Source organism: Streptomyces sp. NPDC033270 (genome assembly GCF_055576575.1).
Genome location: NZ_JBVIRA010000034.1, coordinates 67,742 through 83,290, shown reverse-complemented (window position 1 = coordinate 83,290; position 15,549 = coordinate 67,742). Strand labels below are relative to the sequence as shown.

Annotated in this window: 12 protein-coding genes; 11 read left to right on the top strand and 1 reads right to left on the bottom strand. The window is 71.3% G+C overall.

Translation table 11 applies throughout. The annotated features are described in order from the left end of the window. Window positions 1-542 precede the first annotated feature (542 nt). From ACZ5XZ_RS34635 to ACZ5XZ_RS34585, 11 genes are all read left to right on the top strand, one after another. Window positions 543-1,691 carry an NAD(P)/FAD-dependent oxidoreductase gene (locus ACZ5XZ_RS34635; RefSeq protein WP_468985562.1) on the top strand — a complete coding sequence of 383 codons (1,149 nt, stop codon included), beginning with the start codon at window positions 543-545 and terminating at the stop codon, window positions 1,689-1,691. A 54-nt stretch (window positions 1,692-1,745) separates the two neighbouring features. Further along, a complete protein-coding gene (locus tag ACZ5XZ_RS34630; RefSeq protein ID WP_468985560.1) occupies window positions 1,746-2,060 on the top strand; it encodes a (2Fe-2S)-binding protein in 315 nt (104 codons plus the stop codon). Beyond that, the gene (locus ACZ5XZ_RS34625; protein WP_468985558.1) at window positions 2,041-3,549 is read left to right on the top strand and encodes an FAD/NAD(P)-dependent oxidoreductase; all 1,509 of its coding nucleotides are present in this window, start codon (window positions 2,041-2,043) and stop codon (window positions 3,547-3,549) included. Before ACZ5XZ_RS34630 ends, ACZ5XZ_RS34625 begins: the two co-directional genes overlap by 20 nt. A gap of 72 nt (window positions 3,550-3,621) precedes the next feature. Continuing rightward, on the top strand, window positions 3,622-4,530 hold the full coding sequence (locus ACZ5XZ_RS34620) for a dihydrodipicolinate synthase family protein (protein ID WP_468985555.1): 909 nt from the start codon (window positions 3,622-3,624) through the stop codon (window positions 4,528-4,530). A gap of 30 nt (window positions 4,531-4,560) precedes the next feature. Then, window positions 4,561-5,565, top strand: a complete 1,005-nt coding sequence (locus tag ACZ5XZ_RS34615) for a proline racemase family protein (protein ID WP_468985552.1) — start codon at window positions 4,561-4,563, stop codon at window positions 5,563-5,565. Continuing rightward, complete coding sequence (locus ACZ5XZ_RS34610; RefSeq protein ID WP_468985550.1) at window positions 5,562-6,944, top strand: aldehyde dehydrogenase family protein; 1,383 nt, start codon at window positions 5,562-5,564, stop codon at window positions 6,942-6,944. The genes ACZ5XZ_RS34615 and ACZ5XZ_RS34610 overlap by 4 nt, the downstream gene beginning before the upstream one ends. A 47-nt stretch (window positions 6,945-6,991) precedes the next feature. Then, entirely contained in the window at window positions 6,992-7,714 is a 723-nt protein-coding gene (locus ACZ5XZ_RS34605) for a GntR family transcriptional regulator (protein WP_468985548.1), read from the top strand. A gap of 176 nt (window positions 7,715-7,890) precedes the next feature. Continuing rightward, window positions 7,891-9,156: an alpha/beta fold hydrolase gene (locus ACZ5XZ_RS34600; protein WP_468985546.1), complete on the top strand. Its 1,266-nt coding sequence runs from the start codon at window positions 7,891-7,893 to the stop codon at window positions 9,154-9,156. A 52-nt stretch (window positions 9,157-9,208) separates the two neighbouring features. Next, complete coding sequence (locus ACZ5XZ_RS34595) at window positions 9,209-10,564, top strand: M6 family metalloprotease domain-containing protein (RefSeq protein ID WP_468985543.1); 1,356 nt, start codon at window positions 9,209-9,211, stop codon at window positions 10,562-10,564. A gap of 207 nt (window positions 10,565-10,771) precedes the next feature. Continuing rightward, window positions 10,772-11,794, top strand: coding sequence for a hypothetical protein (locus ACZ5XZ_RS34590; protein ID WP_468985540.1), 1,023 nt, complete (start codon window positions 10,772-10,774; stop codon window positions 11,792-11,794). A gap of 410 nt (window positions 11,795-12,204) precedes the next feature. Further along, a complete protein-coding gene (locus ACZ5XZ_RS34585) occupies window positions 12,205-13,935 on the top strand; it encodes a mycolysin (RefSeq protein WP_468985538.1) in 1,731 nt (576 codons plus the stop codon). A gap of 581 nt (window positions 13,936-14,516) precedes the next feature. Here the strand turns inward: ACZ5XZ_RS34585 and ACZ5XZ_RS34580 are convergent. Further along, window positions 14,517-15,260: a VOC family protein gene (locus ACZ5XZ_RS34580; RefSeq protein ID WP_468985535.1), complete on the bottom strand. Its 744-nt coding sequence runs from the start codon at window positions 15,258-15,260 to the stop codon at window positions 14,517-14,519. Window positions 15,261-15,549: the final 289 nt, after the last annotated feature.

Here is a 15,549-nt window from a genome sequence, read left to right as displayed (position 1 = left end):
AACGGGGCTATCCAGGACGGCTCCGACGCCGTGATCACACCAGCCACACCAAGATCATCTCACCCGTGACCAGCAGTTACGGGACAGCCCTTAGGTCGGTGAAAGCCGGGGGCGTAACGGGCCAGAGACCTAAGCCGTTTGGCCTGCGTCCCACGTTGTCGGCTTTCCCGCCGTGGGGGTTTCGCTTGGTTCGCCTGCGGCTGGCCCCTCCGCTGCGCTTTGCTGCCGCCGACTTGTCTGGCTTTCGCGCCGTTGCTCCCCCACTGCCTTAAGAGCGTGGGAGGTACCCCCAGCGGCGGGCTGGTTGCCGCTGCGCGGGGCGTTTTCGGGTGCGGGTGCGGCCCTCCGGACTTCGTCCTGCGGTCCGCCCCCTCCCGTGGGGGGAGGGTCGGTTTCGGTCGTCGTCGATGCTGCCGGACTCTCATCGTCGTGGCCGGGCGCCGTGGCGGCCAGGGCGGTACAGGTGCGCGGGGGAACTGCTCGGCAGTTGGCCGAACCCTCTTGGCACGCGTAGTGCAATGTGAAATATTACTGCCGTGCTCATGAGGAACTCCGCAGACGTCATCGTCGTCGGGGCGGGTGTGATCGGCGCGGCCTGCGCCCACTACGCCGCCCGGTCCGGCCTCCGCGTCACCGTGCTCGACCGCGGCCCTGTGGCGGGCGGTACGACGGGGGCCGGCGAGGGCAACCTCCTGGTCTCCGACAAGGAGCCGGGCCCCGAACTCGAACTGGCCCTGCTGTCCACCGAGTTGTGGCGCGAGCTGGCCGGCGAACTCCCGCCGGAAGTCGAGTACGAACCCAAAGGCGGACTGGTCGTCGCCTCCGATGAGGCCGGGATGGCCGCGCTGCGGGGCTTCGCAGCCCGGCAGCGCACGTCAGGTGTCACGGCGGACGAGGTCCCGGCCGACCGCCTGCACGACCTGGAACCCCATCTCGCCGGCGGCCTGGCGGGCGGCTTCCACTACCCCCAGGACGCGCAGGTCATGCCGGCGCTCGCCGCCGCGCATCTGCTGCGCGCGGGCGGCGACCGGGTCCGGTTGCGCCTCGGCGAGGAGGTCACCGGCCTGCTCACGGGGGCGAGCGGCGAGATCCGGGGGGTGCGTACGGCGGCCGGGGAGCTCCACGCCCCGTATGTGGTGAACGCCGCCGGGACCTGGAGCGGCGACCTCGCCCGTCTCGCGGGTGTCGAGCTTCCCGTACGGCCCCGCCGGGGCTTCGTCCTGGTCACCGAGCCGCTGCCGCGCGTCGTCCGCCGCAAGGTGTACGCGGCCGACTACGTCGCCGATGTGGCCAGCGGCTCCGCCGGACTGCAGAGTTCGGCGGTGGTGGAGGGCACCCCGGCGGGGCCGGTCCTGATCGGCGCCAGCCGGGAGCGGGTCGGCTTCGACCGCACGCTGTCGGTCGAGGTGCTGCGACGCCTGGCGGCCCAGGCCACCGCGCTCTTCCCGGTCCTCGCCGGGGTCCGGGCGATGCGCACCTACGTCGGCTTCCGCCCGTATCTTCCCGACCACCTGCCCGCCCTCGGCCCCGACCCGCGCGTCCCCGGACTGCTGCACGCCTGCGGTCACGAGGGTGCGGGGATCGGCCTGGCTCCCGCCACCGGGCTGGTCGTCGCGCGATCGCTGACCGGCGGCGAACCGCCCCTTGATGTCTCTCCGTTCAGGCCGGATCGCTTCGCGTCCAGCGCCTGAGACCGTTTGCCGTGTCTGCCCATGTCTGCCACGACTGCCATGAAAGGGGGATCCGTGGCCCGTACCCCCGCCGAGCTGGTCGGCGCTCAGCCCGGTCCGCCGTTCCGGATCACGTTCGACGGGCGCGCCGTGACCGCACTGCCCGGCCAGTCCGTTGCCGCCGCACTGTGGGGTGCCGGAATCCTCGCCTGGCGCACCACACGCGGTGGCGGGCGCCCGCGGGGCGCGTTCTGCGGCATCGGCCAGTGCTACGACTGCCTCGCCACCATCAACGGAGAGCCCAATCGGCGGGCCTGCCTGGTTCCGGCCCGGCCGGGGGACACCATCACCACTCAGGAAGGACACGGCCGTGCCTCGCTCGGAGTCTGAACCGTACGACCTGGTGGTGATCGGCGCGGGCGCCGCCGGTCTCGCCGGAGCCGTCGCGGCCGGTGAACTCGGTCTGTCCGTCGCCCTGCTGGACACCTCCACGCAGACGGGCGGACAGTTCTACCGCACCCCGGCGCCCGTCATGGGGGCCGTCCGGCCCGAGGCACTGCACCATGACTGGTCCGCCTACGCCGACCTGCGCCGCCGGCTGGCACGGAGCGAGGTCCGTCATCTTCCCGGCCATCATGTGTGGAGTGTGACGCAGGAGGAGGGGGCTGGGGCCGCCGGCGGGGCGTGGGCGGTGCACGCCGTCACCGGGGTCGACGGCGGCGGCGAGCGCCCCGTGCGCGTAGCGGCCCGTGCGGTGCTCCTGGCGACCGGCGCCTGTGAGCGTCAACTCCCTTTCCCCGGCTGGACGTTGCCCGGCGTCGTGGGTGCCGGGGGAGCGCAGGCCATGCTCAAGTCCGGCCTGGTGCTGCCCGGACGGCGGATCGTGGTGGCGGGCAGCGGCCCCCTGCTGCTCGCGGTCGCCTCCTCGCTGGCCGCCGCCGGCGCGAGGGTGCCGGCCGTCGTCGAGGCGTCCGGCTACCTGCGGTACGCCCGGCACCCCCGGGCGCTCGTCGGCAATCCGCACAAGGCGGCCGAGGCGCTGGTCCACGGCGCCGCGCTGCTGTGGCACCGGGTGCGGGTGCGGATGCGCAGCGCGGTCACCGAGGTGCACGGCACCGATCGGGTGGAGGCCGTCACCGTCACTCGTCTCGATGGCGACTGGCGTCCCGTACGGGGGACGGGGCGACGGATCGACTGCGACGCGCTGGCGGTCGGGCACGGCCTCGTTCCCCAGATCGAACTGGCCACGGCGCTCGGCTGCGTCACCCGCCCGCTGTCCGACGGCACCAGGGCCCTGACCCTGGACGGCCTTCAGGAGACATCAGTACGCGGTCTGTGGGCGGCGGGCGAGACCGGGGGAGTGGGCGGTGCCCAACTCGCACGAACAGAAGGGGAGTTGGCCGGAGTGTCGGTGGCTGCCCGGATCCTCGACCGCCCCGCCCATCCCGGACGGGTCCGGGAACTCCAGCGCCGGATCGGCCGGATGCGCGCCTTCGCCGAGGCGATGGCCGCCGCCCACGCGCCCGGTCCGGGGTGGCCCCGCTGGCTCACGGACGACACCGAGGTGTGCCGCTGCGAGGAGGTCACCGCCGGGCGGATCCGCGAGGCGGTCGAGGACCTCGGAGCCCGCGACGCGCGCACCGTCAAACTGCTGACCCGGGCCGGCATGGGCTGGTGCCAGGGCCGGATGTGCGGCCCGGGAGTGGCCTGCCTGGCTGCCCGCGACCAAGCCGCCGAACCCCCGGCCGAGCGCCGCCCTTTCGCCGCGCCCGTCCCGCTCTCGGCGCTCGCCGCGCTGGACGACCCCCTCAGGCATGAGCCCGGGGACCACACCGAGACCGCATCCGATCCCGACGCCGCCCCCGGCGGCGACGCCTGACCGCGAGCCGAGCCGCCCTCGGATGGGGCACGGCTCAGCAACATGTCACACATCCTAGAGAGGTTTCGCGGCATGACCGCCACCACCTGGAACAACGCCCGCCCCTGGCGCGGCATCATGGTCGCCACCGCCCTGCCCCTGCGTGACGACCTGTCCGTCGACTACGACGCCTACGCCGAGCACGTCCGCTGGCTCATCGCGAACGGCTGCGACGGAGTCGTGCCCAACGGCTCGCTCGGCGAGTACCAGACCCTCACCGACGAGGAGCGGGCCCGCGTGGTGCGGACCGCCGTCGAGGCCGCGGGCGACGGGGCGCGCGTCATGCCCGGCGTCTCCGCCTACGGCAGTGCCGAAGCCCGGCACTGGGCGGAGCAGGCGGCCGAAGCAGGCTGCGGCTCGGTGCTCCTGCTGCCCCCGAACGCCTACCGGGCCGACGAGCCGGGCGTGCGCGCCCACTACACCGAGGTCGCCCGGGTCGGGGTGCCGGTCGTCGCGTACAACAACCCCATCGACACCAAGGTCGATCTCACTCCCGGCATGCTCGCCCGGCTGCACCAGGACGGCAGCATCGTCGCCGTGAAGGAGTTCACCGGTGACGTCCGCAGGGCGTACGAGCTCGCCGAACTCGCCCCGGAGCTCGATCTGCTGATCGGCGCCGACGACGTGCTGCTCGAACTCGCCACCGCCGGTGCCGTCGGCTGGATCGCCGGATACCCCAACGCCTTCCCCGCCGGCTGCGCCGCGCTGTACCACGCCGCTGTCGCCGGCGACCTGGCCACGGCCCTGCCGCTCTACAAGTCCCTGCACTCCTTGCTGCGGTGGGACTCCAAGACGGAGTTCGTCCAGTCCATCAAGCTGTCCATGGACGTCGTCGGGCGGCGGGGCGGGCCCACCCGTCCGCCGCGTTCCCCGCTCACAGCGGAGATCGAGGCGGCAGTGCGGGCCGCCACCGAGAAGGCCGTTGCCGACGGCCACCGCTGACCACACCACCGGATCGTCGAAAGGAAGCCCGTGCGCACCCGCAATGTCTTCCACGCCGTCGACTCGCACACCGAGGGCATGCCCACGCGAGTGATCACCGGCGGCGTCGGGGTGGTCCCCGGCGCCACCATGGCCGAGCGGCGGACGTACTTCATCGAGCACATGGACCATCTCCGGACGCTCCTGATGTACGAGCCGCGCGGCCATGCCGCCATGAGCGGCGCCATCCTCCAGCCACCCACCCGTCCCGACGCCGACTACGGAGTCCTCTACATCGAGGTCTCCGGGCTGCTCCCGATGTGCGGGCACGGAACGATCGGGGTCGCCACCGTCCTGGTCGAGACCGGCATGGTGCCGGTCACCGAACCGGTCACCACGGTCCGGCTCGACACCCCGGCGGGGCTGGTGACCGTCGAGGTCCAGGTGGCCGACGGCGCGGCCACAGCGGTCACGCTCACCAACGTGCCGGCGTTCTGCGCCGCGCTGGACAGCAAGGTCGCCGTGCCCGGTTACGGCACGGTCACCTACGACCTGGCGTTCGGCGGGAACTTCTACGCCTTCGTCGAACTCGACGCACTGGGCCTGCCGTTCGACCGTGCGCGCAAGGACGACCTGCTGGCCGCGGGGCTCGCCATCATGGACGCGATCAACGCCTCACCGGAGCGGCCCGTCCACCCCGAGCGACCGGAGATCGCCGGAGTCAAGCACGTCTACCTCGCCGCTCCCGGCTCCGGCGCCCGCCACTCGCGGCACGCCATGGCCATCCATCCCGGCTGGTTCGACCGCTCCCCGTGCGGCACGGGCACCTCGGCCCGGATGGCCCAGCTGTACGCCCGCGGCCAACTGCCCCTCGGCCAGGACTTCGTCAACGAGTCCTTCATCGGCACCCGCTTCACCGGCCGTCTGATCGAGAAGACCACCGTGGGCGCGCTGCCCGCCGTCGTGCCGACCGTCACCGGACGCGCCTGGATCACCGGCACCGCCCAGTACTTCCTCGACCCGGACGACCCCTTCCCCGGAGGCTTCCTCCTGTGACCGACGCCGTACCCCTCATCACCTCGTGCAATCCGACCGACCCGTCCGACGTGCTCGTTCAGGTTCCGGCGCCCGGCGCCTTCGCGGTGGCCGACGCGGTGGAGCGGGCCCGCGCCGCCCAGCCCGACTGGCTGCTCGGCGGGGCGGCCGCCCGCTCGGGCGCCCTTGGTGCGGTCGCCGCCGCGATCGACGCCGCCGCGGCCGAGCTGACCGCACTCGCGGTCCGCGAGGTGGGCAAGCCGGTCGCCGAAGCCCGGGCCGAAGTCGCCCGCACCGTCGCGATCTGGCGCTACTACGCCCAGGCCCCGTACGCACCCGTCGGCGACGTCCACGAGACCGCCGCGGGCCCCGGCCTGCTGCTCACCCGCCGCCGCCCGTACGGGGTGGCCGGACTGATCACGCCGTGGAACTTCCCCTTCGCCATTCCGAGCTGGAAGGCCGCCCCGGCGCTCGCGGCCGGCAACGTGGCCGTCCTCAAGCCCGCACCCGAGGCCACCGCCTGCGCGCAGCGTCTGGCCGAGATCGTCCAACAGGCCCTGCCTGCCGGGGTGTTCACCGTCCTGCCCGGCGGGGCGACGGAGGGCAACGCGCTCGTCTCCGCCGCCGACGTGGTCTCCTTCACCGGCTCGACCACCGTGGGCCGGGCCGTCGCCCGCGCTGCCACGGAACGCGGTGTTCCGGTCCAGGCCGAGATGGGCGGCCTGAACGCGGCGATCGTCCTCCCCGACGCCGACATCGAGCGGGCCGCCGCCCACCTGGCCGCTGCCATCGCCGGGTATGCGGGTCAGAAGTGCACCGCCACCCGCCGTGTCATCGCGGTCGGCGCGGCCCTCGATCCGCTGCGCGAAGCGCTCTGTGAAGCGCTGCGCACCGTTCCGGTCGGCGATCCGGCCGACGGGGCCACGGTGAGCGGGCCGCTCATCAACCAGCACGCCCGCGACCGGGTCCGTGACGCCTGGCACGGCCTGGGCGTGCTGGCCGGCGGCACCGTGCCCGACGGGCCCGGCTGGTACGCGGCGCCGACACTGGTCGAGAAGGTCCCCGCCGGGCACCGCCTGCTGCGCGACGAGGTCTTCGGGCCCCTCGCGGCCCTGCTGCCCGCCGGCGACCTGGCCCATGCGGTGCGGATCGCCAACTCCGTGCCGTACGGCCTGGTCACCTCGGTCCACACCGCGGATCTGGACGCCGCGCTGTGCGGACTCGACCGGCTCGACACCGGGATGATCCGGATCAACGCACCGTCCACCGGAGTCGACTTCCACCTGCCGTTCGGCGGCGTCAAGGCGTCCAGTCACGGGCCGCGTGAACAGGGCCGGGCAGCGCTGGAGTTTTACACCTCCAGCCGGACCTACACCCTGTCGCCCACCGGAGCAACGTGACATTGTACGGTGGTGGTCCATACCAGAGCGAAGGGACCACCACCGCCATGGGGCACCTGAAGCACCGCGACCTCAACGTCGGCCGGGAGCGGCTGCGCGACCAGGTCAGCAACGCCCTGCGAGCGGCCCTGATCTCCGGCGAGCTGCGTCCGGGTGTGGTGTATTCGGCGCCCACGCTCGCCGAGGACTTCGGTATCTCCGCCACCCCGGTACGTGAGGCGATGCTCGACCTGGCCCGCGAGGGCCTGGTCGAGCCCGTCCGGAACAAGGGCTTCAGGATCACCGAGGTCAGCGAGCGCGACCTCGATCAGTACACCGAGATCCGCGCGCTGATCGAGATCCCCATGATCGGCCGGGTCACCCGAAGCGTGGCGCGAGAGGACCTGGAGGCGCTGCGCCCGGTCGCCGAGGAGATCGTCCGGGCCGCCCGTGATCACGACCTCATCGGCTACCTGGAGGCCGACCGGCAGTTCCATCTCTCGCTCCTCGCCCTCTGCGGCAACGACCGCCTCGTCGAGACCGTCAGCGACCTGCGCAAGCGTTCCCGCCTCTACGGGCTCACCGCCCTGGACGAGCGCGGTGAACTGATCCCCTCGGCCGAGGAGCACCTGGAGCTCCTCGACCTGATGCTCGCGGGGGACGCGAAGGGGGCGGAGAAGTGCATGGCCGAGCACCTGGGCCATGTCCGCTCTCTGTGGGCCGGCGGCGGCAGCCCTTCGTCGGCCGAAGCCAAGGGGGCCGCGCGGCGTCCGCGCAAGCGCTCCGCCTGAGGCGCGGGGGCGAGGCCGGCTCGCGGGGGTGAGGCCGGCTCCCCATGACGCGGAGTCATGCCCAAGTGGGTGCTCCTCGAAGGGGGGCGGCCGATTCATGCTTGCCGGCTATGCAATGTCACACCTCACCTGTCATGCCTCACTCTCACTCCTCTCGCCGCGCCGGGAAAGGGCTCATGAATCCTGCGTACGCCACCACCGATCACTTCTTCACCGTCCCGCTGGACCACTCCCTTCCGGACGGCCCGACCATCCGGGTGTTCGCGCGCGAGGTCGTCGACCCCGCCCGTACCGGTGAACGACTGCCCTGGCTGCTCTATCTGCAGGGTGGCCCCGGCGGCAAGGCGCCCCGCCCTTCGGCAGGTTCGCCGGGCTGGCTGCCCCAGGCGCTGAAGACCCATCGGGTGCTGCTCCTGGACCAGCGCGGCACCGGTCGCTCTACTGCGGTCACCGCGCGGATGGCCGCACGGTTCGCCTCCGCGCCGCAACTGGCCGCTCATCTGGGCCACTTCCGCGCCGACGCGATCGTGGCCGACGCGGAACTGATGCGCCGTCAACTGTGCGGCGGGGAACCCTGGGAGACGCTCGGCCAGAGCTACGGCGGCTTCATCACCCTCACCTATCTCTCCCGGGCCCCCGAGGGCCTGCGGGCCTGCTACGTCACCGGTGGCCTGCCCGGACTCACCGCGACCGCCGACGACGTGTACGCCCGCACCTATCCGCGGGTGCGGGACCGGGTCCTCGACTTCTACGCCCGCTACCCGGACGACGCCCCACGGCTCCGCAAGATCGCTGACCTCCTCGCGGCCGGTGATACCCGGCTGCCCGGAGGCGACCGCCTCACGACCCGCCGCCTCCGCACCCTCGGCCTCGCTCTGGGCATGGGCGACGGCTTCGAGCGGATCCACTGGCTGCTGGATGAATCCCTCGATGCGGACGGCGAGTTGACCGACACCTTCCGACACCAGGTGGAGGCCCTGACCGGCTTCACCGACAACCCGCTGTTCGCCGTCATGCAGGAGACGCTGTACGGGCAGGCCTCCGGCCCGACCGGCTGGGCGGCCTCCCGGGCGCTTGCCGGCTTCCCCGAGTTCGCGGAGGAGGCGGACCCGCTCCTGCTCACCGGGGAAATGATCTATCCCTGGATGTTCCGGGAGATCAAGGGCCTGCGCCCCTTCGAGGCGGCCGCGGACCTCCTGGCCCGGCGTAGCGACTGGCCCCCGCTCTACGACCCGGACCGCCTGGCCGCCAACCAGGTCCCCCTCGCCGCGGCCGTCTACCACGACGACATGTACGTCGACGCGGGCCTCTCCCTGCGCACGGCGCGCCAAGTCGGCGCCAGTCGCGTCTGGGTCACCAACGAATGGGAGCACGACGGCATCACCGCTTCGGGCGGCAGCGTCCTCGCCCGCTTGATGGACCTGGCCGCGGGCCGCGCCTGAGCCGACCGCTCCCACGTATCCGCCCCTGGCCATCGCCTCCGACGGGAGTGACATGCCTGCCCTGCCGACCCGCCTGCGCTCTTGTGCCGCGGCCCTCACCCTCGCCTCCTGCCTCGCCGCCCCCACGACGGCGAACGCGGCCCCCGCCCCTCCGGCCGACCGGTCTTCGCCTCCCGCCGCCTGCGCGCTGCCCGGCAGAACCGGCTGGACCGACGAAGGCCACGGCATCGACCGCGTCCGGTTCCAGCCCGCCACCGGAGCCCGGCGCGTCCTGACGCTGTTCGTGGACTTCCCCGATGCCCGGGCCACCGGCCCCACCGACGAGTACGCCGCGCAACTCGCCCCCGCCGCGGACTGGTTGCGCACGGCCGGCTACGGCCGCACACGCCTGGCCCTCACCTCACTGCACCGCTGGATCCGCATGCCGGCGAATGCGGACTCCTACGGCTTCGAGCGGGGCCTGACCTTCGAGGCTCACGAGAAGTACGTACGGGACGCGATCGCCGCCGCCGACCCGTACGCCGACTTCTCCCGCTACGACATGGTCTATGTCGTCCCCACCAGAGCGGCGACCGCCGTCTCCTTCTCCCCGACCTACCTCTACGACCCGACCACGTCCGGTGTGACCGCCGACGGCACCCGCATCAAGTGGGCCGTGACCTTCGGCCAGGACCTGTGGCACTGGGGCCCCAAGGTCGCTGCCCACGAGACCGGTCACACCTTCGGCCTGCCCGACCTGTACTCCTTCACCGGCGCCACCCATCAGTACGTCGGTGGCTGGGATGTCATGGGCGATATCGCCGGTCACGCACCCCAGTACCTGGGCTGGCACTCCTGGAAACTCGGTTGGACCCGGGACGCCCAGGTCGCCTGCCTGGCCGCACCCGGCCGGCGCACCGTGCGCCTGACCCCGGTGGAACGGCGCGGCGGCACCAAGATCGCCGTACTGCGCACCGGTGACACGACGGCGTACGTCGCGGAGTCCCGCCGGGCCGAGGGCAACGACCGGGACCTGTGCTCGGCCGGCGTCCTCATCTACAAGGTCGACTCCGCGGTCCCGACCGGCGAGGGACCGGTCCGGGTCATGAACGGCAACCCGGCCGCCGTCCCACCCACCGGTTGCACCGGGCTCGACCGGGCGGCCTACACACCCGGCCAGACCTTCACGGACCCGGCCAGCGGCATCCGCATCGACGTCCTCGCGGGCGGCAGGACGGGGGACACGGTGCGGCTCGGCATGGGGCGGGCTGGGCAGGGTCGGCAACTGTCACCCGGCGGCATCACGAAGTGCCGCCAGGTCAACACCCGTATCACCAACGGCCGACGCGGCGCACTGCGCAGCCGGCAGGTTCGACGCACGGTGCGACTGAGTCACATCCGTTACAAATGTTACGGATCAACGCAATAGTAACTTCCTAGATTTTCTGTCGCAGCCACCTCCACTCGGAACGCCAACTCCGTTGTTCCGTCGCACACCTCGACAGACCCTGCCATACCGACGCTTTCCTCTTCGGGGATCACGGCCTGGCGAGGTGCGACCAACCCGGTGCGCCGCACTCCCCCCCACGAATCGGCACGGCCCCGAGCGGCCGATGCCCGACTGATAGGAGACCGTGTGTCAACGCAACCGCAGTCCGAGCTCACTCCGGGCCGGCGCAAGAGCGGTGTGGTGGCCGGGGCACTGGCCACCGCGTTCCTCACCGGCATATCCCTGGTCGGCACCCAGACACCCGCTTTCGCCGACGACGGCCAGGCCGCGAAGGTCGCCGACGGCACCTACGAGTCCGATCAGGATGTCCTCGCCGCGATGGAGAAGACGGATCCGGTCAACTCCGCGGAATCCTCCATGGGTTACCCGGCCGGGCTGGACAAGGACAAGGACGGCAACGTCAAGGCGTTCACCCTGGCGGACGTGCAGAGCAAGTACGACCCCGAACAGGCCGTCAAGGACGCCCAGGCGGCGGCGACGCAGTACGCGGCCGACGACAAGCACTCCGCGCCGCTGCGGGAGAGCGCCAAGCACCTGGCCGACGGATGGGCCGACGCGGCCAAGCCCGGCGGCACCGAGATCCGTCAGAACACCAAGGACAACGCGCTGTCCGGCGGCCAGAGTGCCGAGCAGTACTGCCACATGACCAACACCGACTCGCAGAGTCCGTACTACGGTCAGGCGGCGCCCTGCATGTTCGTCGGGAAGGTCGACGAGAAGTACCCGCAGCGGGGCGCCAGTGACGGCCTCACCGGCGAGGGCAAGCTCACCTACAAGGTCACGGCGTCCGTCGCCGACGAGCAGAGCACGACCGAAGGTTGGCAGGTGGGGGGCAAGATCACGCCCACCATCAGCGGCGACGGCGGATCGGTCGGCGGCGAGGCCGGCTTCACCTACAGCTACAGCTCCACCTCCACCACCAAGGTGCAGAACACCCGGGAGTCGGACGTCGAGATCAACGTGCCGCAGGGCAGGAAGGGCTATCTGGAGGGCCGGGCCAACGGCGCCACCTACACCGGCTACATCGTCGTCCGCGACCTTGACAGCAGCAACCAGGAGCACGTCGTGGCCATTCCGGCACGGGTCTTCATCCAGGCGCCTGGCAGCAGCAGTTCGGTGACTTGGGTCAAGCGACTCACCGCCGCGTAACAGGCCGGCACCGAGGGCAGGGCCGACGTACGTCGACCCTGCCCTTCGGCGACTCGTCGCAGATCCTCGGCTTCTGCTCCATGCCCCATGCCCAATGCCCAATGCTCCGTGCGGACGGCGCCGTTGAAGGCCTCCAGGTTCCTTCGTCGGCGCCGGTGAGCGTGCGCCGGAACTCCGCCTTGTTCGCACCTCATCCACATTTTCTGCACTGGACGATGACATGCGCAGGCCAGAGGTATATGGTTTCGGCCACTGTCACTCAGGGTGCAGCTCTGGCCAACGGTTGAGCCGGTGGTGGATCGCTGCAGTGCCCGGGGCGCAGTGCCCTACCCCCCTCACAGATCTGCCCGCGTGCACCTGATCCGGTCGTGCCAGACCGGGCCCGGCGCACGCCGCAGAAAGGCATGCCCATGTCCCGAATACGGGTCACGAAACCCGCCGCTCTGACCGCACTGGCAGGCGTAGGCGCCTGTCTGGCAATCGTCGTCGTACCGTCCGCGTTCGCGGGCACGACCACTCCGGCCGGCGGCACCTGCACGATCCGCCCCGCGGCGAAGAGCTCCGAGGCGCCCCTCAGCTGTCTCGGCGTCACTGCCTCTCTCGACCATCTGCCTGCTGTCGGCGAGCAGGCCACCCTCACCGTGGACGTCCAGGCGCAAGCCGACGTCACGCGCGCCGGCCTGTCCGTCCAACTGCCGCCCGCACTCCGGACGACCGGCGAGGAATCCGGCCTCGCGACACCCACCACGGACACCTTCGGACAGCGCACCAGCCAGGAACTCGCCCTCACCCCCGGTACCCACACCGTCAAGCTCAAGGTCAAGGCCGTCGCCGCCGGACCCGCCCAGATCCAGGCGGACATCAGCGACATCGACCGCCCCGACCCGCGGCGCGCCGCGCACGACTCGGTGGAACTCACCGTCGGCACCTCCAACGGCTCCTCCGACAAGGGCTTCTCGGTCACCAAGGGCGACGCGGCCCCGGCCCACCGGCCCGGTTCCGGCGCCCGCAAGGCACGCCCGGTCACCCCCAAGGCCCCCGCCCCTGCCCGTATCCCTGCCCGTGCCTCTGCTGCCTCGGCCCCGGGCTCCGCCCGCGCCACCGCCTCGGCGAGGTCTGCCTCCCGGACCTGTGTCGGCGGCACCTTCCGCAACCGCTTCCAGTCGGCCGAGGGCGGCAGTTGGAACGGCAAGGCCAACCGGGACGAGCCCGTCAGCAACGCCAACATCACCCTGTGGGGCAAGCCCACCGCCAACAGCGCCACGCAGAAGCTCGCCACGGGCATGACCGGCAACGGCGACGGCAAGTTCAACCTCTGCTACACCCCGAGCGCCTCCGTCACCTCCCAGGCATGGGTGGAGTTCCGGACGCAGGCCGGTCAGATGTGGTCGGTGGTCGACGGCAGCGGCCGCCTCTACTCCACCGCCACGTACTCGCTGAACAACATCTCGGGCAGCACCAGCCTGGGCAACGTGTACGCCAACGACGGACAGAGCCGTGCCTGGCACGCCCTCGACACCCTCAACAAGCTGTGGTGGAACCGTGGTTCCACGACCAACTGCTGGGCAAGCCGCCAGCAGGACGGCCACTGCACCCCGATCACCGTCCAGTGGTACCCCGGCTCCACCGACGGCACGTACTGGACCACCAACGACGACAAGATCCACCTCGCGGACAACGACCCCGACTCCGAGCACACCACCGTCCACGAAGCGGGCCACGCGCTCATGGGCAAGCTCTACAACGGCTGGTGGCCGAACGTGAGCAACTGCTCGCCCCACTACGTCAACCGCACCTCCTCCACCAGCTGCGGCTGGACCGAGGGCTTCGCCAACGCGGTGGCGTTCCACACCTTCAACGACACCACGTACTACTGGGGCAACGGCAGCTCCCTGAACCTCGCCAATGACCGCTCCACGACCGGCATCGACTCGGGCGACGCCTGCGAGGCCCGCGTCGCCACCGCGCTCGTCGACCTGTGGTCCCGGGTCGACGGCGGCTGGACGAAGAGCAACACCATGATGTCCCGGACCTGGCAGTCCAGCTTCCGCGAGTACTTCGTCGACGACCGGCCCGATTACGGCCTGGACAGCGGCACAACGGCCCGGAACATCCTCTACAACCACACCATCCAGTACTGACACCGACTTCTGTCAGCCGCATGAACCCCTGGACCGGGCCGACCGTTCGGCCCGGTCCCTCCATGTGTGTCCCAGCCACGGGATCTCAGGCGCTCGCGTGCCGTACGTGCAGGTGGCCATCGAGGGGAAAGGAGGGCGGCGCCGCGGGGAGACCACTGTCGAGGTCGTACCGGCTCTTCTGCGCGACCCGGCAAACCAGGGGCGCGCAACCGGGTGGAGGCCGCCATCGCCGCGCACGAGGCCGGCCTGGTCCCGCGCACTCCGTGGTGCGCCTCCGGCCTGGCCCAGCCCCAACCGGAGACCCGCCGACCGGTGAACCGGCGCCACGGCCGGGGTCCGCACGAACGTGACCTCCTGCGGAAGCGACCGATCTGGCGAGCCGTTCTCAGCGCCGGACCACGCAGAACCGTGGGCTTTCACGATGCACACGCTAGAGGCGGCCGCCCGATTTCCCCGACCTCGGTCTCCGCAGCACAAGGGCTCCACCGAAGCGAGCAGCAGCTGCAGAACATCGCCGCCGCAGGCTTGCAGCCTGACAAGCAGTCAGCGTTCACATGTCCGGGCGTCGTCACGACTCCGCGTCAGGACTGGGCGAGGACGCAGAACTCGTGGCCTTCCGGGTCGGCCAGGCACGTCCACGAGACGTCGCCCTGGCCGAGGTCGAGATCGGTGGCGCCGAGGGTCCGCAGCCGGGCCACCTCCGCCGCCTTGTCGTCACCGGGGTACGGCAGCAGGTCGACGTGCACGCGGTCCGGCACGGTCTTCGCGTCGGGCTTGCGGAGGAACTCCAGGTACGGGCCGACGCCCTTGGCGGAGCGCAACACCGCGCGCTCATCGGTCACTTCGTGCAGGGCCCAGTCCGTCGCCTCGCCCCAGAACCGAGCCATGGCTCGCGGATCCAGGCAGTCGACCACCACCGCGGCGATCGGCCCGGTGTCCCGGTAGATCTCCCGGGGTTCGAGGACGCAGAACTCGTTGCCCTCCGGGTCGGCGAGGACCGTCCACGGCACATCGCCCTGGCCCACGTCGACGGGCCTGGCGCCGAGCGCCCGGAGTCGCGCGATCAACTCCGACTGATGGGCCTCGGAGGTGGTGGCGAGATCGAGGTGCACACGGTTCTTTGTCGTCGTCTTGGGTTCCGGGACGGTGACGATGTCGATGCAGACGGCGGTGGCGTCCGGCCAGACGAAACCGTCGCCGGGCTCGACGTTGGTCACGCCAGGTGCCTCGCTGGAGATGCCCCAGCCGAGCGCCTCCGCCCAGAAACGGCCGACCGCCGCGTCGTCGAGCGCCTTGATGTTCACATTCACAGGTCGAAGTGCCATGCCGGCAACCCTATGCACCCCGCTACGGCATCCACAGGTGTCGTCGCCAAACAGAGATCAACCCGCTCACCAGCCCATAATGCTCAGCTCGCCGACGAGAGCGCTCAGCCCCGCCAGGTCAACTGCTCACTCGCCAAGGTCATGGGGGCAGTTTCGCCGCCGAACATTGCCGTGGCCAACCGGTCTCCGCCGGGCGAACGCTTCAGGCCCTGGCCGCGGTCGGAGGGTGGGGAGCGTCGCGCCCGGCAGATGAGTTGTGATTCGACCCCGTCACCCTTCTCACGGGATT